General features: G+C 45.7%; 14 protein-coding genes. 12 read left to right on the top strand and 2 right to left on the bottom strand.

What is annotated here, in order from left to right; translation table 11 throughout:
• Positions 1-131: 131 nt before the first annotated feature.
• Together ACKA06_RS20280 and ACKA06_RS20275 are read right to left on the bottom strand one after the other, a co-directional pair.
• Positions 132-1,511: a PTS transporter subunit EIIC gene (locus ACKA06_RS20280; RefSeq protein ID WP_198258565.1), complete on the bottom strand. Its 1,380-nt coding sequence runs from the start codon at positions 1,509-1,511 to the stop codon at positions 132-134.
• A gap of 173 nt (positions 1,512-1,684) precedes the next feature.
• Positions 1,685-2,419 carry a GntR family transcriptional regulator gene (locus ACKA06_RS20275; RefSeq protein ID WP_336511340.1) on the bottom strand — a complete coding sequence of 245 codons (735 nt, stop codon included), beginning with the start codon at positions 2,417-2,419 and terminating at the stop codon, positions 1,685-1,687.
• 224 nt (positions 2,420-2,643) lie between these two features.
• Between ACKA06_RS20275 and nagA the strand changes: the two genes are divergently transcribed.
• The 12 genes from nagA (at position 2,644) to ACKA06_RS20215 (ending at position 20,389) form a co-directional block, all read left to right on the top strand.
• Entirely contained in the window at positions 2,644-3,840 is a 1,197-nt protein-coding gene (gene nagA / locus ACKA06_RS20270; protein ID WP_032086250.1) for an N-acetylglucosamine-6-phosphate deacetylase, read from the top strand.
• A complete protein-coding gene (nagB, locus tag ACKA06_RS20265) occupies positions 3,837-4,577 on the top strand; it encodes a glucosamine-6-phosphate deaminase (RefSeq protein ID WP_411160514.1) in 741 nt (246 codons plus the stop codon). The genes nagA and nagB overlap by 4 nt, the downstream gene beginning before the upstream one ends.
• A 526-nt stretch (positions 4,578-5,103) precedes the next feature.
• Positions 5,104-6,153 carry a tRNA 2-selenouridine(34) synthase MnmH gene (gene mnmH / locus ACKA06_RS20260; RefSeq protein WP_032086252.1) on the top strand — a complete coding sequence of 350 codons (1,050 nt, stop codon included), beginning with the start codon at positions 5,104-5,106 and terminating at the stop codon, positions 6,151-6,153.
• Positions 6,154-6,682: 529 nt separating this feature from the next.
• Positions 6,683-11,269, top strand: coding sequence for a glutamate synthase large subunit (gene gltB / locus ACKA06_RS20255; RefSeq protein WP_411160513.1), 4,587 nt, complete (start codon positions 6,683-6,685; stop codon positions 11,267-11,269).
• Positions 11,270-11,287: 18 nt separating this feature from the next.
• Positions 11,288-12,775: a glutamate synthase subunit beta gene (locus ACKA06_RS20250; RefSeq protein WP_411160512.1), complete on the top strand. Its 1,488-nt coding sequence runs from the start codon at positions 11,288-11,290 to the stop codon at positions 12,773-12,775.
• A gap of 339 nt (positions 12,776-13,114) precedes the next feature.
• Positions 13,115-14,560 (top strand): N-acetylglucosamine-specific PTS transporter subunit IIBC, encoded by a 1,446-nt coding sequence (nagE, locus tag ACKA06_RS20245; protein ID WP_032086255.1) that lies wholly within the window; start codon positions 13,115-13,117, stop codon positions 14,558-14,560.
• Between the two features lie 569 nt (positions 14,561-15,129).
• On the top strand, positions 15,130-15,858 hold the full coding sequence (locus ACKA06_RS20240) for a DUF2161 domain-containing phosphodiesterase (protein ID WP_198258561.1): 729 nt from the start codon (positions 15,130-15,132) through the stop codon (positions 15,856-15,858).
• A 148-nt stretch (positions 15,859-16,006) separates the two neighbouring features.
• On the top strand, positions 16,007-16,285 hold the full coding sequence (locus tag ACKA06_RS20235) for a sigma factor (RefSeq protein ID WP_411160511.1): 279 nt from the start codon (positions 16,007-16,009) through the stop codon (positions 16,283-16,285).
• A complete protein-coding gene (locus tag ACKA06_RS20230; protein WP_411160510.1) occupies positions 16,275-16,532 on the top strand; it encodes an RNA polymerase sigma factor in 258 nt (85 codons plus the stop codon). The genes ACKA06_RS20235 and ACKA06_RS20230 overlap by 11 nt, the downstream gene beginning before the upstream one ends.
• The gene (locus ACKA06_RS20225) at positions 16,525-17,829 is read left to right on the top strand and encodes a DUF4179 domain-containing protein (RefSeq protein ID WP_411160509.1); all 1,305 of its coding nucleotides are present in this window, start codon (positions 16,525-16,527) and stop codon (positions 17,827-17,829) included. The genes ACKA06_RS20230 and ACKA06_RS20225 overlap by 8 nt, the downstream gene beginning before the upstream one ends.
• A gap of 596 nt (positions 17,830-18,425) precedes the next feature.
• Positions 18,426-19,694 (top strand): group II intron reverse transcriptase/maturase, encoded by a 1,269-nt coding sequence (gene ltrA, locus ACKA06_RS20220; RefSeq protein WP_456153948.1) that lies wholly within the window; start codon positions 18,426-18,428, stop codon positions 19,692-19,694.
• A gap of 146 nt (positions 19,695-19,840) precedes the next feature.
• Positions 19,841-20,389 (top strand): DUF3231 family protein, encoded by a 549-nt coding sequence (locus ACKA06_RS20215; RefSeq protein WP_082921451.1) that lies wholly within the window; start codon positions 19,841-19,843, stop codon positions 20,387-20,389.
• Positions 20,390-20,501: the final 112 nt, after the last annotated feature.

Genomic DNA, 20,501 nt, shown 5'->3' with positions numbered 1-20,501 from the left:
ACAAACATCAGAAAATACCCAAGTTCCGGTATTTTCTTTTGTGTAAAGCAACAAAGTATACGAAAAGAGCTTACATGAAAAAACGTAAAGAAGGAGGAAGATCCTCCTTCTTTACTATAGTATGATTCTACTTAAATATCCTTTGCCATTTCATCTTTAAATCCGAACATCCATGTGAAGAGGAATCCGAATACGTAGGCGATCAGGACACCTGCAAGATACAGAAGGATCTGCCCGTCTTCCATCAGGAAGGCAAGAGGGATACCTGATACACCGATTGCAATGGTTGCCGTTTTAAAGACTGCCTGGAAAGCTCCCCCGACTGCTGCACCGAGACACGCCGTGATGAATGGACGGCCCAGCGGAAGGGTGACACCGAAGATAAGCGGTTCGCCGATTCCAAGGATTCCCACAGGAAGTCCGCCTTTGATTACTTTTCTCAAGCGCTGATTCTTTGTTTTGAAGTAAATTGCAAATGCTGCACCAACCTGACCTGCACCACCCATGGCAAGGATCGGAAGGAGCGGGTCATTTCCGATGGTATTGATCAATTCCATATGCACCGGAGTCAAGCCCTGGTGAAGCCCGGTTACAACAAGCGGAAGGAATGTACCTGCAAGGATAAGTCCCGCAAAGAAACCGCCCATGTCGATCAGTCCAAGTAAACCTTTTGTGATTAAATCTGAAATGAATCCTCCTACAGGCTGGAGGATGACCAGCGTCGCAAATCCGGTAATCAAGAGCGACAGCGTCGGAGTAATGATGATATCCAATGCTGAAGGGACTACTTTACGGATTCTCTTTTCAAGGAATGCGATGAAAACGGCCGCAAGCATGACGCCGATCAAACCGCCGCGTCCAGGAACAAGGTCTTCCCCAAATAAGTTGATGTTGGCTAGACCCGGGTTGATGATGAGGATGCCGGCTGCACCGCCAAGGGCAGGAGAACCGCCAAATTCTTTCGCGGTATTGATACCGACGAATACACCAAGGTAACCAAATAGACCCCATCCGATCAAGTTAAGAATCTCAATCAATGTCGACTCAGGATTAACACCTGATCGAACGATGACGTTTGTGAGCCCCGCGATCAACCCCGAAGCAACGATAGCCGGGATTAACGGAATGAAGATACTGGCTATTTTCCGTAAAAATAATTTGAATGGCGTAGCATTCTTTTTCTTTAAATCTGCTTTCGTACGGTCGGCGAGACCTTCGAATGAAAAGTCCTCATCTTCCTCCTCGTCCACAGATGAAACAGACTTGCCTGTCATGGCTGAAACTTCAGATGCAACCTTCGTTACGATCCCCGGTCCCAAAATGATCTGGATCGTTTCTGCTTCGACGACCCCGAGCACCCCGTCTATTTTTTTGATGCCTGCTAAGTCGACCTTACTCTCATCGATCGGTTTGACACGAAGGCGCGTCATACATGATTCCAATGAGGCGATATTACCAGGTCCGCCAAGCAGCGCGGTGATTTCCTGGGCCAATCTTTCTTCCTTCCGCATAAAATTCTCCCCTTTACAATAAAAATGTAATAACTAAAAATGAATTCGCTTACAAAGTATCATATCAACTATTAGTATAGATGTCTATACCATTTCCTGAAAGAAAAGAACAAGTTTTTAAGAATAATAGACAAAAACTCACCCCGGGCTCACTGGCCCTCAGGTGAGTTTTTTTATCTCAATCTTTCGATATTCATCTTGTATTTGTATTTGTCTCCCCGGTAGGTGGACTTTACCAGTTCAAATGGAGAGCCGTCTTCAAGGAACGTCTCGCGCTGGATGAATAAAACAGGTTCTCCTCTATCAAGCTTAAGATGCTTGGCATCATCTTCGGTTGCTGCTGCAGCCTCGATTGACTGAGAAGCATGGCCGAGCTTTAAACCGATTTCTTCCTCTACATATTGATAAAGAGAGTGGGACAGTATTTCCTGGCTCAGGCCAGGAATCAGTTTCACTGGGATATAGGTCGTCTCGATGGCCATCGGTTCATTGCTTGCAAGGCGGATCCGTTTGATTTTGTAGACAAGATCATCGTCCTTCAAGCCGAAATGGTGAACCAGATCATCGGTCGGACTCGACAGTTCAAAATGGATTAATTTATTGCCGGGTTCAAGCCCGCGCCTTCTCATGTCCTCACTGAATGAGGTCAAGCCGTGCAGGGATTGTTCGAACTTATGCTGGGAAACATAAGTGCCGCTCCCTTTTTTCCGGTAAAGAAGGTTTTTATTAACAAGGTTGGTGATGGCCTGGCGGACGGTCATCCGGCTGATGGTGAATTGTTCAGCAAGCTCTCTTTCAGAAGGGAGAACGTCCCCGGGTTTGAGGTCGCCGGAATCAATCATCGCTTTTATATGTTCTTCAATTTGGTAATACAGAGGTAAAGGAGACTTCTTATTGACCAATTTCATTGTCACCGTCCTGGGAATTATTGTTGAATAACGTATGGTCGTACATAATCAAACATATCTTATCATCCCATTCTACATGATGTCTATACCAGTATGAAGTGGGCTGTAAATATATTCTTGGATTTTATGTCTAATTTTAGTCTTAAATTAAATTGGTATAGACAACTATAGTTTAAAATGATACATTCACATCAGATAACGTTTACTCGGAAGGGGAATGAATAATGAGCAGTCCCGAAACCTGCATCATTCGAAATCAAAGAATTTATGCTGAAAATGAAATGATCGAAAATGGATTCATTAAAATATCAGGCGGCACCATTACTGAAATCGGGGACATGTCCGATTTAAAAATAGATGGGGAGTATGCTGATATTTCAATCCCTGCCAAGGCTTCAGTCATCCCGGGCATGATCGATGTCCATATCCATGGTGTCAAAGGAGCGGACACGATGGATGCGACAACAGCGGCGCTTGATACGATGACGATGGCACTTCCACAGGAAGGGACGACAAGCTTCCTGGCAACCACGATGACTGAATCGAAAGAAAAGATTAAAAAAGCGCTGATCAATACTGGCCAGTATATAGAAGAAAAGCAGAAGGCAGGGAAGGCGGAAATCCTGGGCATCCACCTGGAGGGGCCGTTCATTAACAGCGGGAAAGCAGGCGCACAGCCTCTGCATCATATTACAAAACCGTCTGTCGAAATGTTTGACAGCTGGCAGCAGGCTTCGCGGAATCACATTAAGCTGGTGACGATCGCTCCCGAAATGGATGAAGGACATACACTGATAGGGCATTTAAAGAAAAATGGGGTCGTCGCTTCAGCGGGACATTCCGCTGCGGGATATGATGAAATGGGCAAGGCCATAGACAGCGGAGTCAGTCATGTCACGCACCTCTTCAATCAAATGTCCGGTTTTCATCACCGGGAACCGGGAATAGCTGGTGCAGCTTTCAACCGAAGAGAATTGATGGTCGAACTGATTGCGGACGGCATCCATGTGAGGCCCGAAGCCGTGGATATCGCTTTTAAGCAAATCACGGATGAGCGGATGATCCTTATCACGGATTCCATGCGCGCCAAATGCCTGAAGAACGGCAGGTATGATCTCGGCGGACAGATGGTGACCGTGAAGGACGGCATGGCGCTTTTAGACGAAGATACGCTGGCGGGGAGTGTGCTGGAAATGAAGTCTGCCTTTCAAAATATCCAGAAGTTCACCGGTTGTTCAATGGAGGAAGCCATCAGGATCACCTCCGAGAATCCTGCAAGACAACTCGGTGTGTTCGACAGGAAAGGGAGCATCGCTGCCGGAAAGGATGCCGATCTCGTGATCCTGGACGATCAAAAAGACGTTTTGATGACGTTTTGTAAAGGGAAAGTGGCTTATATGAAAGGGGATGAGGTCAAGTGAAAATCATTGAAGTGTCAGACTATAAGCAGATGAGCGTAAAAGCTTCTCAGCATGTGATAGCAAAAATAAGGAATTCAGACTGTTTGACGCTTGGACTTGCCACTGGCGGAACCCCAAAAGGGCTGTACGGTGAACTTATCGAGGATCATCATGTAAACGGGACCTCCTATAAATGCGTCAATACGTTCAATCTCGATGAGTATATCGGTCTTTCAAAGGAAGATCCGAACAGCTACTATCAATATATGTGCTCGAATCTCTTTTCCCATATTGATATCCCGCTTTCTCAAACGCATATTCCATCCGGAATGGCAGATGATGCTGCGGAAGAATGCCGCCGTTATGAAAACATGATCGAAGATGCAGGCGGAATCGACCTTCAGATCCTCGGCATAGGGGAGAACGGGCATATCGGTTTCAATGAACCCGGTACTTCCTTTCAATCAGCTACGCACATCGTCGATCTGACAGAGTCGACAAGGGAAGCCAATGCCCGCTATTTTGAATCGCTTGATGAAGTGCCGCGGCAGGCCATCACAATGGGCATCTCAAGCATCATGAAAAGCAGGGAAATCCTCCTGCTCGTATCAGGAGAATCAAAAAGGGAGGCCATGCAGAAGCTCATGGAAAATGACGTAACCGAAAACTTCCCCGCTTCAATCCTGAAAAAACATCCAAAGGTCACAATCATCGCCGATTCGGCCGCCCTTGATCTTAAGAGGTTGGGACAAAAGTGATGTAGCATAAGTAAAACCCGAACTATTTTGCATGAGGTGAGGCAAAGTAGCTCGGGTTTTTAATTTGTTCATTGTACATCTAGGAAATAGCTCATTCAGCGGTTGATTGGAGTGCAAGACGAAGACTCCTGCGGGAAGAGTAGCTTATGTGAGACTTGTCTAGCTGCGGGGCTTAGAGGCACATGTCATAAGCCAAACCGACCAAGAAGGCAAAGAACGCCTTCGTGACCGATTCGTCTTATGCCACACGCCTCTGAGCAAAGCCCCTTCGCTTTTCTTCCCGCAGGCTTGCCGAGGAGGCTCACGGGCTACCCGCGGAAAGCGTAGTCTTGCACGGAAATCATTAGCGTTGTTTTGAGTCCACTCTGAAATGTTCGTCTTTAGACAAAGGAATTTTATTTTTGTCCCAACCTCTTTCTGTATCCATAGAAAATCACGCCTGGATGGTTTACTATTAAAGATAAATCCATATTAAATTCCTTTTTATTGACCATAATGATGATGAAGGAAATAGAGGTGAAACATATTGTTTAAAGATATTTCAATTAACGAATTACTTTCTAATCATACTAATGACTATGTAATGGTTGATGTCCGTTCACCTTCTGAATATGAAGAAATGACGATACCCGGAAGTTATAATATCCCGGTCTTCGATGACAGGGAACGAGCGGAAGTCGGGACGCTTTATAAGCAAGTGAGCAAAGAGGCGGCGACTGACAGGGGGCTGGAACTTTTCTCTGCTAAACTTCCTGACTTCATAAAAAGATTCAAAGAACTCCCTGGAAAGAAAGTCGTGTACTGCTGGCGGGGAGGCATGAGAAGCAAATCCGCTGCCACATTCCTTGATTTGATGGGCATTGAAACCTATCGGATAAAAGGGGGGATACGTACATACCGTCATTGGGTATTGGACCAGCTTGAGTCGATTGAATTGACTCAGGAAGCGTATGTCCTGAACGGGGGAACCGGAACAGGGAAAACAGAGATTCTCCACAGGCTGGCACAAGAGGGATTCCCGGTTCTCGATCTCGAGGGGCTGGCGAATCACCGCGGCTCTGTATTCGGCGGGCTGGGACTGACCCCCCATAAGCAAAAAACATTTGATTCTCTTTTAGTGAATGAATTGAAACGGCTTGAACATCATCCGCTCGTCCTGTTTGAAGCGGAAAGCAAACGGGTGGGGAAAGTTCTTCTTCCTTCTTTTATATTGAATAAAAAAGAAGAAGCCACACATATCTTCATTGAACTGCCGATCGAGGAAAGAGTCGGGCACATTATGACCGAGTACAAACTTCATGAGCACCACGAAGAATTTGCAATGTCATTCAAAAAGATCAAACGCCGGATCCACAGCCCTGTGGCCAATCAAATTGAAGAAGAACTGAAAACGAGAAATTATGAAAAGGTACTGGAACTGCTCCTGACCTACTATTATGACCCGAGATACAAACACTCAGCAGAAAAGTACAGGGATGATCAAAAAATCATTCTAAAAGTGGAGACGATTGATGAGGCTGTAAAAGCAGTTAAAGGAATAGTCGCTGGAAAAAAAGGACTGGTGGGAAGCAACTGACTGCCGCCCGATTACGCTTTGTCGAAAAACAGTCAATATTTCCCGGAAAATGTCATGGCGAATCATTTCAAAAAATAACCCCGAAGACAGCGGGGTTATTTTTTTAGGTTTGCTCAAGACCAAAAAGGGTTATATAAAGTAAAATGAACCTCACTGCGTCCACTACAAAAAAACGTAAAAACACTTAATGACAATCCACTCCAAAAAAATTTTTTTCTAATGAATTTTTCACATAAAAATTCAAAAAAATTTATAACTATGTATTTCTTGATGCGAAGATTTTGTAAACGATTTCTTTATTGAAATAACAAGGTTTTAAAGTTTTTGAAAATTTAGTAAAATAGACAATTCCCCACCTGATTTTATCCTTCTGTATTCTTCAAATTGAGGGTTTAAAAGGGCCCAAACCGTTAACTAAATTTTTCGTTTTTTCTAAATTTCATGATATACTAACAAAAATTAAGAAAATTCGATTAAAAGATAATATTATCTTTCAATAATAGTAATCAAGAAGAGGGGGACGTTGTGAATGAAAAATAATCTTCCTTCAGCGCAGGGGTTGTATGATCCGGCGCATGAACATGAAGCATGCGGTATTGGGATGATTGCCAATATAGATGGCAGGAAATCTCATAATATCGTGCAGAACGCCATCAATATCCTTTGTAACCTAGAACACCGCGGTGGGCAATCCGCCGATACCAGTACCGGTGACGGAGCAGGTATCCTCACCCAGATCCCACACAGATTCTTCAAAAAACAATGTGAAAAAGAAGATATCCATTTACCGGGTGAAGGCGAATACGGAGTGGGGATGGTTTTCCTCCCTGAAGAGTATGATTCAAGGATGCAGAGTAAAGAATTATTCGAACGAATCATCGAGGAAGAAGGACAGACGACACTCGGATGGAGACCTGTACCAATCAATGATTCCTTCGTTGGTAAAGTAGCTTCAAAGTCAAAGCCGTTCATCCGGCAGGTGTTCATCGGTGCTTCCCATGACATGAAGACACGGATGGATTTTGAAAGAAAACTATACGTCATCCGAAAACGAATCGAGAAGGAAACATCGCAGATTGAGGAATTAAGAGATGTATACTTGTGCAGCTTATCTTCCACAACCATTGTATACAAAGGGATGCTCATCCCAGAACAGCTGGATTCCTTTTACATCGACCTCAATCATCCCGAGTTCCAATCCGCACTGGCCCTGGTGCATTCCCGCTTCAGTACGAATACATTTCCAAGCTGGCAGCGATCACACCCTAACCGATATACCATTCATAATGGAGAATTTAATACATTAAGAGGGAACGTCAACTGGATGAGAGCACGTGAGCAGCTGTGCCATTCTTCTGCTTTCAGTGAAGAAGATCTGGAGAAGATCCTTCCGGTCATCGATGAGACGGGCAGTGACTCATCCATGTTCGATAATGCATTTGAGTTCCTTCACCTGTCTGGTAGATCACTTGCCCATACAGCGATGATGATGGTACCGGAGCCTTGGGAAAATGATGATACGATCCATCCAAAGAAAAAGGATTTCTACGAATATCACAGCTGCCTGATGGAGCCGTGGGACGGCCCTGCTGCACTTGTGTTTACAGACGGTAAACAAATCGGGGCATGCCTTGACCGTAACGGCCTGAGACCTGCAAGATATTATGTCACAAAAAATGGCATGATTGTCCTTGGATCTGAAGTTGGTGCACTCGATATCTTTGCCGACGACATCGTCTATAAAGATCGTCTTCAACCTGGAAAGATGCTTCTCGTCGATTTGGAAAAAGGAAGAATGATCCCAGATGAGGAAATCAAGCTCAGAGTAGCAAATGAACAGCCTTACAGACACTGGCTGAACAATTATAAAAAAGAGCTGAAAGACCTGCCTGAAGCGCCGTATGGTTCTGAAATCTTCACATCTGAAGAAGTGCTCGCTCAGCAGCAGGCATTCGGTTATACCACAGAAGAAATCAATAAAATCATCAAACCGATGGTAACGGACGGGAAAGACCCGGTCGGTTCGATGGGGTACGATTCCCCTCTTGCCGTCCTGTCGAAAAAGCCGCAGCTTCTTTATAACTATTTCAAGCAGCTGTTTGCACAGGTAACAAATCCGCCCATCGATGCGATACGGGAACAGATCGTCACATCTGTCGGAACAACGATCGGAGCGGAAGGGAACCTTGTCGATCCAGGTCCTGAAAGCTGCAGGCATATCCGTCTGGACACGCCTGTCCTTACACAAGAAGAACTTGAAAGACTGCGCTACCAGAATGAAGAAGGCTTCAAGGCTGTCACGCTATCGACTTTGTTTAACGTAACAGAGGAAGAGGACCAGCTTGAAGGTGCCCTGGATAAACTATTTGCAAGAGCCGACCTTGCAATCAATGAAGGAGCTACCCTTTTGATCTTATCCGACAGAGGGGTGTCAAAAGAGCGTGCCGCCATTCCGGCTCTGCTTGCCGTATCGGGTCTGCACCAGCACTTGATCCGTCAGCGTTCAAGGACCAAGGTCAGTCTGCTGGTTGAATCCGGTGAGCCGCGCGAGGTCCATCATTTTGCCACACTACTCGGTTACGGTGCGGAAGCCATAACTCCTTATCTTGCATATGAATCACTGCGCGACCTTGTCAATAAAGGGGAACTGCAGCAAAGGACCTACCGGGAAGCAGTCAAAACTTATGTGAAGGCGGCAACGGACGGCGTCATGAAGGTGCTCTCTAAAATGGGCATCTCCACCATCCAGAGTTACCGCGGTGCCCAGATATTTGAAGCAATCGGCATCCATAAGGAAGTAATCGATAAGTATTTCACGAGGACTGCTTCAAGATTAGGTGGAATTAAACTCGACATCATTGAAAAAGAAGTACTGATGAGACACCGCAAGGCATTTGTGGAGAGAAAAGACTACAATCGTACGCTGGAGTCCGGTGATGAATTCCAATACCGCAAAAATGGGGAAGATCACCAGTATAATCCAAGTACGATTCATACACTGCAGCATGCTTGCAGAACGAACAATTATGAAACGTTCAAGAAATATTCCACTATGCTGACGGATGAGAAGCAGAACCTCCAGTCACTGCGCGGCCTTCTTTCCTTTAAGAAAAGACAGCCGGTCCCGATCGATGAAGTAGAATCGGTGGAAGAGATCTGCAGGAGATTCAAGACCGGTGCGATGTCATTCGGTTCGATCAGCCAGGAAGCCCATGAGGCCCTTGCAATCGCAATGAACCGCATCGGCGGACGAAGCAACTCTGGAGAAGGCGGCGAGCATCCAAACCGTTTCACACGGGATGAAAACGGCGACCTCAGACGAAGCTCCATCAAGCAGGTGGCTTCCGGGCGTTTCGGTGTTACAAGCCATTATCTTGTCAACGCTGATGAAATTCAAATCAAGGTGGCACAAGGAGCGAAGCCTGGTGAAGGCGGACACCTGCCAGGCAAGAAAGTATATCCATGGGTCGCGGAAGTGCGCGGATCGACGCCGGGTGTCGAGCTTATTTCCCCTCCCCCTCACCATGATATCTATTCAATCGAGGATCTTGCCGAACTGATCCATAACTTGAAAAATGCGAACCCGCAGGCACGGATCAGCGTGAAACTGGTATCGGCCGTGGGTGTCGGAACGATTGCTGCAGGTGTGGCAAAAGGCCGTGCCGATGTCGTATTGATTTCAGGATATGACGGAGGAACGGGCGCCGCTCCAAGAACGAGCTTGAAGCATACAGGACTCCCTTGGGAAATCGGTCTTGCCGAAGCGCACCAGACCCTTCTTCTGAACCGCCTGCGTGACCGGATTGTCGTTGAAACCGACGGAAAAATGATGACCGGACGTGATGTGGTCGTGGCTTCCCTATTGGGAGCTGAAGAATTCGGCTTCTCCACTGCACCGCTTGTTGTCCTTGGCTGCGTCATGATGCGTGTGTGCCATATGAATACATGTCCTGTCGGAATTGCGACTCAGGATCCGGAGCTCCGCAAGAAATATATGGGTGACCCGGAGCATGTGGCAAACTTCATGCGATTCGTCGCACAGGAAGCGAGAGAGCTGATGGCGGAGCTTGGTTTCAGAACGATCAACGAAATGATCGGAAGAACCGATGTGCTCCAAGCCAATGAAGCGATCGACCACTGGAAAGCAAAGGGACTCGATCTGTCGGCGCTCCTGCATCAGCCGGATGTGCCTGAGAAGGTCAGCAGATATGCTGTCAGAAAACAAGATCATGAACTTGAAAAGACATTTGATTATCAAGAGCTGATTCCGCGTTGCCGGAAAGCGATTGAAAATAAAGAACCGGTTGAAGTCTCGACCGCCATTCGGAACATCAACCGGGTGACGGGTACGATGCTTGGAAGTGAAATAACGAAGCGCTACGGTGCAGAAGGTCTGCCTGAAGACACCATCCGCCTGAAATTTACTGGCTCTGCAGGACAGAGTTTCGGTGCATATATTCCAAAAGGATTGAGCCTGAGGCTTGTAGGGGATGCGAATGACTTCGTCGGAAAAGGATTATCCGGCGGTAAAATCATTGTTCATCCTGATCCGACATCAACTTTTATCCCTGAACGCAACACGATAATCGGAAATGTATCATTCTACGGTGCATCTGCTGGTGAAGCTTATATCTACGGAATTGCCGGGGAGCGCTTCTGTGTAAGGAACAGCGGCGCCAACGTCGTGGTAGAAGGTGTCGGGGACCACGGGTGCGAATACATGACAGGCGGAAAAGTCGTCATTCTTGGCCGTACAGGACGCAATTTTGCAGCAGGAATGTCAGGCGGGACCGCTTACGTCCTTGATGAAGACGGTTCATTCAGTTCCCGCTGCAACAAGGAGCTTGTCCTACTGCAGCCGTTATTCGACCCTGAAGAAACAAAAGAAGTATACGACCTGATCCAGAACTATGTTGAGTATACAAATAGTGCAAATGGAAAGAAGATATTGGCTAACTGGGATGCCTATGTTTCCAAATTTGTACGTGTGATACCGAAATCCTATCTGAAGATGAAAGAGAGGATCTCTGAACTTGAAGACAGCGGCCTCGAGAAATTCGATGCTGAAATGACCGCATTTGAAGAAAGTACAAAAAAATTAGAGACAGTTAAGTAAAGAAGGAGGGGGATATGGATGGGAAAACCGACTGGTTTCATGGAATACAAGAGACAAACGCTGGATGAAAGGAAACCTGCCGACCGTACGAAAGATTGGGAGGATTATACTCTCCCCCTTTCAGAGGAGGAGGTCAGGAAGCAGGGGGCCCGCTGCATGGACTGCGGCGTTCCTACCTGTCAGTCCGGGATGGAGCTTGCAGGCGTCACGACTGGGTGCCCTGTTTATCATCTGATTCCAGAATGGAATGACCTGGTGTATCAAGGACAATGGAAGGAAGCACTCAAACGGGAGCATGAAATGAATAACTTCCCGGAGTTCACGGGATTTGCCTGCCCTGCTCCATGCGAGGGGGCATGCGTCCTCGGCATCAATGAACCTCCTGTCGCAATCCGCACGGTGGAAAGGTCCATCATCGAGAAAGGATTTGAAGAAGGATGGGTCGTGCCGCAGCCTCCAGAAGTCCGTACAGGAAAAAGGGTGGCAGTAGTAGGTTCCGGTCCTGCCGGATTGGCTGCCGCCGCACAGCTTAATAAAGCAGGTCACCTGGTAACGGTATTCGAACGGAATGACCGTGTGGGAGGTCTGCTGACTTATGGCATCCCAGAAATGAAGCTTCCATACACTGTGGTGAAGCGTCGTGTGGATATCCTTGAAAAAGAGGGAATTAAATTTATCACGAATACAGAAGTTGGGAAAGATATTTCCTCTTCTGAATTAAAGAGTGAGTTCGATGCAGTCATTCTTTGCGGAGGAGCGACAGTTCACCGGAATTTAGAAGTGGAAGGAAGAAACTTGAAAGGTGTCCATTATGCAATGGACTTCCTTCACGCAAACACCAAGAGCCTGCTGGATTCCAATTTTGCTGATGGAGAATACCTGTCTGCAGCTGGGAAGAATGTGATTGTCATCGGAGGCGGTGACACGGGCACAGACTGCATTGCAACTTCCATCAGACATAACTGCAAAAGCCTGACGCAATTCGATATCTATGCAAAAAAAGGGGCAATCCGCGATGAAGTGGGGAACCCGTGGCCGCAATATCCGATCATCCACCGTGTAGAATACGGACAGAAGGAAGCGGAAGAAGTATTCGGTCATGATCCGCGTGCCTATGCCGTCATGACGAAGAAATTCGTCGGGGATGAAGACGGCCATATCAAAGAAGTGCATACGGTGAACGTATCATTGAAAATTGATGAGAATGGCAACCGTGTCAGAGAAGAGCTTCCCGGCACGGAAAAAGTATGGCCGGCAGACCTTGTTCTGCTTGCAATCGGCTTCAGCGGTCCTGAGCAGGGGCTGTTGAAGGAGCTTGAAATCGAAACGAAAAGCAACACAACTGTCGATGCCGAGTATGATAAATACACAACCAATGTAGACGGCGTTTTCGCAGCAGGAGACATGCGCCGCGGTCAAAGCCTTATCGTATGGGCAATCAATGAAGGACGCGGGGCTGCAAGAGAATGCGACCGATTCTTGATGGGTACGACTGAACTACCATAATTTTCAAGGAACAGACCTCACCTCCAGGGATATCTGCCCTGGAGGTTTTGTATTTACAAAAAAACCTTGTCACTACCATAATTTTCTATTACTATTCTACTGAGCCATTAGTCTCTTTTCTCCCGGGTGCATTAAAGGGAAAATAGATGAAAGGGTTTTCAAACGTCATTACATATGATTCTAAACTGGTCCATGAGTGAATAGTTTCTACTAGAGGAGTTTTGTCCAAATTCGGACAACACGTCCAGCATCCAGAAAGACAGGAAGTGATGTCAAGACTATTCATTCGATGATTGTTTTAGAATCAACAGGGAACTCACAAGATAGGGGGAAAACAAAATGATGAAATATTTACAAAGAATCGGGCGTTCCTTGATGCTTCCGGTTGCCGTTCTTCCGGCAGCAGCGATCCTGATGGGGATCGGGTATTGGATCGACCCGACAGGATGGGGTGCCGACAGTCCGGTTGCCGCTTTCTTGATCAAAGCAGGCTCCTCGATCATTGATAATATGGCCGTATTGTTTGCGGTCGGTGTCGCCTTGGGAATGGCGAAAGCTAAAGACGGGTCCGCTGCATTAAGTGGATTGGTCGCTTATCTTGTCATTACAACTTTGCTTTCACCTGACTCAGTCGCGATGCTTGAAGGGATGGATGCAGAAAGTGTCAATCCTGCGTTCGCCAAGATCGGGAATCAATTCGTAGGGATTCTTTCCGGACTTGTAGCGGCAGGTATGTACAACCGCTTCAGTCATGTGAAGCTGCCGGATGCACTCGCATTCTTCAGCGGAAAGCGTCTGGTACCGATCATGTCGGCGGTGGCGATGCTTGTAGTATCAGGTATCATGCTGTTCGTATGGCCGGTTATCTATACAGCACTTGTATCTTTCGGTAAGGAAATCAGTGCCTTGAGCTTCACGGGAGCAGGACTCTATGGATTCTTCAATCGCCTGCTTATCCCGACCGGACTTCACCACGCATTGAATTCGGTATTCTGGTTCGATGTAGCTGGAATCAACGATATCGGGAACTTCTGGTCCGGAAAGGGCGAGAAGGGTGTAACCGGAATGTACCAGGCCGGATTCTTCCCGGTCATGATGTTCGGTTTGCCGGCGGCGGCACTTGCCATGTATCATGCGGCAAAGCCTGCCAAGAAGAAGCAGGTTGCCTCCCTAATGCTGGCGGCTGGTTTTGCTTCCTTCTTTACAGGGGTCACGGAACCGCTTGAATTCGCGTTTATGTTCGTAGCTCCAGCTTTATACGTTGCGCATGCCGTATTGACTGGATTATCACTTGCCATTGCGTCATTCTTCCAATGGACGGCAGGATTCGGTTTCAGCGCTGGATTCGTTGACTTTGTCCTTAGCTCGAGACTTCCGCTTGCAAATATGCCATATATGCTTCTCGTACAGGGAATCGTGTTCGCCCTTATTTATTACTTCCTGTTCCGTTTCCTGATTGCAAAATTCAATCTGATGACACCGGGACGTGAAGAAGACACTGAAGAAGGTGCAATCGCCAGTCCTGTAACTGAAGGTGACCGTTTCTCTGTCATGGCTTCCGAAATTTATGCCGGCCTCGGCGGTGATGAAAATGTCACGTCCGTCGACAACTGTGTCACCCGCCTCCGCGTCGAAGTGAAAGACATGGAAGCAGTCGACCAGCAGCGCATTAAGGCGACCGGAGTACCGGGAATCAATATCGTAGGCACCAACTCCATCCAGGTCGTGATCGGCACTTCCGTTCAATTCGTGGCGGATGAGGTTGAGAAGCTGAGGAATAAATAGATTCTAGGTTTGGTTTATTGAGTGATTAACGTTTATGGGTGTTGAATGATTCTGATTGTATCTGGTAAACGTCCGAGCAGAAGCGGAATGTTCATTCTGGCATAAAATCTGCATGAAATTGACGTGATAGAGACAAGAAACGAAGAAAAAAGCAGGCTTTTCCTTACGGGAGAGTCTGTTTTGTCTTTTTGAAGGTTAAATATGTCCTCTGATCGCGGCTTTCTGCTTCAATTCGAAAGAATACGATCCTAATTGGAGATTTATGATCCTGTTTGGAAAAATACGATCCTAATTGCAGATTTATGATCCATTCGACAAAAAATACGATCCTATTTCCAATTATATGATCTCATAAGAATGATTCTAAATAAGGACCGCCTGAAAGACCGCCCACTTAAGAACATAACCATGCCGCGGGGTGAGAGTTACCACAAAGCATCATCCCTATTAAATGAGGCGGAACATCCACAAACATCCACCCCCTCTATTAATCTATAAATCCCCCTTACAAACCGCACCAAATGCTCTATACTTTAATTAACAGATTATCCATGAAGAAGGTTTTACATATGACAGAGAAAAAAAGAAAAGAAGCCGATCTCTATCAGCCCATACAGAAACATTTCACAAAACTCGGGTACAAAGTGAACGGGGAAGTGAACGACTGCGACCTGACGGCGGTGAAGGGCGAAGAACTTATTATCGTAGAGCTGAAGCTTTCCCTGACGGTCGATTTATTGATACAGGCCGCTAAACGCCAGCGATTGACTGAGCTTGTCTATATTGCGATCCCAAAGCCGAAGCGCACCCGCTCGAAAAGATGGAATGACATATGCCATCTCGTAAAACGATTGGAATTGGGCTTGATCACCGTATCCTTGACAAAAAGGCCAAAAGTTGAATTCACGGCGCACCCGCAGCCGTTCGATCGAAAGAAAGTCATGACCTACAGCAAAAGGAAACGGACCGCACTCATAAAAGAAATCGAAGGCCGCAGCGCGGATTATAATACCGGCGGCAGCAACAAGACAAAAATCATGACTGCCTACAAGGAAAGCTGCATTCATATTGCATGCTGCCTCGATAATCACGGACCGCTGTCCCCGAAAACATTGAAAGAATTGGGGACCGGCGATAAAACCCCTTCCATCCTGCAGAAAAATTATTATAAATGGTTCGACCGCGTCCAAAGGGGCATCTATCAGCTTAATGAAAAAGGAAAAAAAGAAATGGCAGATTATCCGGAGCTGGTGACCTATTACGAAAATAAGGTGAAAGGTAATCTGAAATCCGAATAGCTGTGATTTTACGAGCTAAAGATGAGCCAGGACTTACATCTCATGACCGAATGAGATGTAAGTCCATTTTGTTTTTAAAAAATTCAAATCCATCAAAACTTTTTCGGCATTCTGATGTCTAATCAATAGAGGGAAGGGGGAATTCCTGATGAGTGAGCTGGATCTCACTATGGTCAAGAAAGCGAAAAAAGGCGATGAGGATGCGTTGTATCAGCTGATCCTCTCACATAAAGAACAGCTCTATCGCATGGCCATTTCATATTTAAAAAATGAAGATGATGCCGTAGAGGCGATTCAAGAAACGACATACCGGGCGTATAAAGGGATCAAGAAGCTGAGGAAAAATGAATACTTCACCACTTGGCTGATCCGGATCCTGCTGAATTATTGCCATGATGAAGTAAAGAAAAAGAAACGTGCTCTATAACGATCAGCTCATCCAGTCAATTGAAGACCCTGCACATCGTACCTCAATTGAGACAGAGGACGCCATCCGTTCGCTGGAGCATCCGTACCAACATGTCATCATGCTCAAGTATCTCCATGATCTGAAAATCAACGAAATTGCGCAAATTTTAGATTGTCCAGAAGGTACTGTGAAAACATGGCTGCACAAAGGACTTCGTTTACTCCGTAATCAGTTGAAAGAAAAGGAGGGTGACTTCCATGTATGAACACGAAGAAAAAAAGTTGAATGAAACGAAGCAAAAGCTAAAAGATGTGACGATCCCTCATCACCGTTTGGATGAAGCGATTCAATCCGGTTTTCGAAAAGGGAAGAAAGCGTCAGGAAAGAGTCTGGCTGCCAGGGCTTGGATGGTATCTGCAGCAGCTGTTTTTATCCTTGCTGTATTTGCCGGGTCACTACGTACTTCAAATGATTTTGCCCGATTGGTGAGCGGCATGCCCGGTATGGAGAAGGTTGTTGAGCTCGTAAGAATGGATAAAGGGTTACTTTCGACCATCGAGAATAATTATGCTCAAAAGGCAGGGGGATCGGATGAACATCATGGAATAACCGTCACACTGGACTCCTTTATCCTGGATGAAGAACAGATTGTGTTGTTTTATTCCTTAGACTCAAAAGGAAGGTCATTGAAAGATGTACGTTCATACAAAATTGATATTCAAACAAGAAATGGGAAGTCGGTTCCTAAGATACATTCATCCGTCGGCGGGGAAGGTTTGAATGATTCGGATGAATTATATACTTCAACAATCGGGCTGGAAAAACCGCTGCATGAACAGGCGTATGAGTTTGTCCTGAACCTGGAGGACGGGACGGAGAAGCTGAACGGGGAATGGCGGATCCCATTTACGATTGACAGGGATAAGGTGGGGAAAACAAGAGCCGTCGAAGTCGACAAGACATTTGTAATAGAAAATCAGAAAATTCATGTTGGGGAAGTAAAGGTAGCGCCGACCCGAACAGCGGTTTTCTTCGAGTTTCCGTCAACGAATACGATGAGGATTTTCAATATTGAGGACCTGAGGCTAGTGAATGAAAAAGGGGAAACCTGGTCGAAGATAGCTGATGGAGTCGTGTCCACCGGCGATTTCGATAAAATTACTTATTATCTGCAAAGCAATTACTTTGAAAAACCAGATAAATTATATCTTGCCTTCAATTCAATCAGGGCCCTAGAAAAGGATCAATTAGAAGTCGTGGTCAATCCTTCCGAAGAAAAAATTCTTGAAGCCCCCGATGATAGATTGGCCTCGGTAAAATATGAGGATCATTCACTGTTGTTCTCCTGGGATAAAGCATACGACAAAGTGAATCATATAACTGCCTTCAATTCTTTCGAAGACCCGAGCGGAAAGAAACATAAATTGGATCAATTTATGAAAATAGGTGATAAAGAATTCGGGTTCCCATACAGTGTCAATGACAGTCTCTCGCCAATTACGCTTGAACTCCAGGACTATCCATCATGGATCAAAGGGGATATCAAGATCCCGCTCCAATAAAAACGATTACCCGTATCCGCTGACTAAACGGCAGGTACGGGTACTTTTGGTGCGCCCGGCATGGGCTATAACTTGGAGGTGAAAGTCCACTACAGGCTTGGCAGTAGGAACTGTTAGCTAATGGCAAGGGTGTCCATCGTGAGGTGGAATCTGAAGGAAGCCGGAGGCAAAATCCCGAACTGACGAACAGAAACTGTATATAAGGCTGAATTGGAATGGACGAGTTTGCCAAACAAAACAAAGTCCTATACTGCACGAATTCCATACAGTAGATACAGCAGTTACATGGGAGGAAGGTTATAGCTCTTACCCGGGGAGGCCTTACAAGGGTTCCCGACAAGAGAGATGGAATATCTCACAGGAACAAATCTGACAGTGATGGCAGGTTGAATTGTAAGGAGTCAGCAGAGGCCATAGTAGTTCCTACGGAACGAAGGGCTGAACAATAACAATCTTGAAGGACTAAGGAGTTGAGGACAGTGCAACAACCACGGAAAACATCAAATGATGGCTATTCGCAGAAGAATAGGCTGGAAGCTAAAGAATATGCGAAAGTGTGTAGTACTGCCTTCATCAAATCAGGACAACAAGAGGGTATCAAATTAATTGACAGAGTAATTGATAATAACAATCTAATAAGAGCGTGTGAAAAGGTAAAAGCCAACAAAGGTGCACCGGGGATCGATGGTATGACTGTAGAGGAACTCTTTGGTCATGTCAGTAAATACCTATACCATCTGAAAAGGAAATTGAGAGATGGATCATATGAGCCTCTCCCAGTCAAAAGGGTTAAAATACCTAAACCAGATGGAAGTAAACGAAAATTAGGCATCCCATGTGTTCGTGACAGAATGGTCCAACAGGCAATTTACCAAGTAATTGGTGGAATCATCGATCCATATTTCTCTGAATCAAGCTTTGGTTTTCGTCCAAATAGGAATCAACACCAAGCCATAGAACAATCCAAGAAATATTATGAACAGGGTTATAAAGTAGTAGTAGACTGTGATTTAAAGAGCTACTTTGACACTATTAACCATCAGAAACTAATGGAATACCTTAAGGTATTCATCCAAGATAAAGTTATCATAAAGCTAATTTGGAAGTTCCTTAAGAGTGGGATACTCGAAGACGGATTGACTAAGTCGACAGAATCTGGTGCTCCTCAAGGAGGAGTACTATCACCAATTCTTAGTAATATATATTTAAACCAATTGGACACAGAGTTAGCGAAACGTGGACATAAATTTGTACGTTTCGCGGATGACTTTTGCATTTACGTTAAAAGTGAACGGGCAGGTCATCGGGTACTTGAAAGTATTACAACTTATCTCGAGAAAGAGTTGAAGTTAACGGTTAACCATACCAAAAGTAAAGTTGGATCTCCTACTAAACTGAAGTTTCTGGGCTTCTGTATTCATAGCTCTTCTAAAGGAGTAGGATGTAGACCCCACCACTCAGCAAAGAAGAGATTCAAATCCAAACTGAAGAATATTACTAAGAGAAAACGCGCGGGGAAATTCAAGGATATAGCTAAAGAAATCAACATGGTGACTGTTGGATGGATAAATTACTATGGAATAAGTTTCATGAAGAAGTTCATTCAGGAAATAGCAAAGTGGCTAAACCATCGCCTCAGACAAATCATTTGGAAAAGATGGAAAGAGACTAAAACAAAATACCATCAACTAAGAAGATTGGGTATCAAAAACGAGGAAGCTTGGAAAGTAGCTAATTCCCGAAAGGGATATTGGAGAATTTCCAGGAGTGAAACGTTACAGAAGGCAATTAAAACAAAAACGCTCAAAAAGTGGGGTCTAAAAGACCTTAACTTTTTATATGAGCGTCGGTACTTAAGTTATTGAACCGCCGTATACGGAACCGTACGTACGGTGGTGTGAGAGGTCGGCTAATCAATTAATGATTAGCCTCCTACTCGATTAAATGTATAATTTCCCATATTGTGGTTATCTTAAAATCGACAATAACTATTTCGATGAGGTGAATGTCCGTGCCAAACACGCTGGAAGCATTGTTTGATTACCTGAAAACCCGGTTCGATGATGAACCTAAGCCCCGCCCTCATATCGGGGAAGCTATGGGATGCTGGCTTTATTACACGGCAATTGCAGAAGAAGTTCCGATTCTGGAAGCAGCATTGAACACGACCACGGACAAGGATTTGCTGCATATCCTGAAAGATACAAAAAAACTCGCCCTGCATCAAATGCAGACGATTGAAGAGTTCATGCTGAAAGAAGGCATCCCCCTTTCCGATACTTCCGAGAAGAAACCCGTGTCCAACCCAGACAGTATCCCGATGGGGGTGAAGGCAACCGATTCCGAAATCGCGAATCTGATTTCTGCAAAGATTGCCACCAACATCGTTATGTGTGCTACGAATAACAGTCAAAGCATCAGGAGTGACATCGGTTTGATGTGGATGAGGTTCCAGTCGGAGAAATCCGTATTGGGCTTGGAACTGAAGACGAAAATGAAGGAGCGCGGATGGTTGAAAGTCCCGCCTGCATATATCCCGCCGGGAGCTCCGATCCAATGATAGTGAAACCTTTCTCTTACCTCGGGAAAGGTTTCTTTTTTGTGTGTGCCAGGCATGCGCACAATCTACAGGGTTCAAGTCCCGAGCCGTGAAGGCAGTAGTAACGGTTAGC

The organism is Rossellomorea oryzaecorticis, from assembly GCF_045897515.1.
GTDB lineage: Bacteria > Bacillota > Bacilli > Bacillales > Bacillaceae_B > Rossellomorea > Rossellomorea enclensis.
The sequence above is the reverse complement of the archived record's forward strand: the minus strand, read 5'-3'. Positions and strand labels throughout refer to the sequence as shown.

What these genes read in the sequence shown, in the direction of transcription:
- ACKA06_RS20280 (WP_198258565.1), bottom strand. Translation starts at nt 1,511, where the DNA reads ATGCGGAAGGAAGAAAGATTGGCCCAGGAAATCACCGCGCTGCTTGGC.
- ACKA06_RS20275 (WP_336511340.1), bottom strand. Translation starts at nt 2,419, where the DNA reads ATGAAATTGGTCAATAAGAAGTCTCCTTTACCTCTGTATTACCAAATT.
- nagA (WP_032086250.1), top strand. Translation starts at nt 2,644, where the DNA reads ATGAGCAGTCCCGAAACCTGCATCATTCGAAATCAAAGAATTTATGCT.
- gltB (WP_411160513.1), top strand. Translation starts at nt 6,683, where the DNA reads ATGAAAAATAATCTTCCTTCAGCGCAGGGGTTGTATGATCCGGCGCAT.
- ACKA06_RS20250 (WP_411160512.1), top strand. Translation starts at nt 11,288, where the DNA reads ATGGGAAAACCGACTGGTTTCATGGAATACAAGAGACAAACGCTGGAT.
- nagE (WP_032086255.1), top strand. Translation starts at nt 13,115, where the DNA reads ATGATGAAATATTTACAAAGAATCGGGCGTTCCTTGATGCTTCCGGTT.
- ACKA06_RS20240 (WP_198258561.1), top strand. Translation starts at nt 15,130, where the DNA reads ATGACAGAGAAAAAAAGAAAAGAAGCCGATCTCTATCAGCCCATACAG.
- ACKA06_RS20235 (WP_411160511.1), top strand. Translation starts at nt 16,007, where the DNA reads ATGAGTGAGCTGGATCTCACTATGGTCAAGAAAGCGAAAAAAGGCGAT.
- ACKA06_RS20225 (WP_411160509.1), top strand. Translation starts at nt 16,525, where the DNA reads ATGTATGAACACGAAGAAAAAAAGTTGAATGAAACGAAGCAAAAGCTA.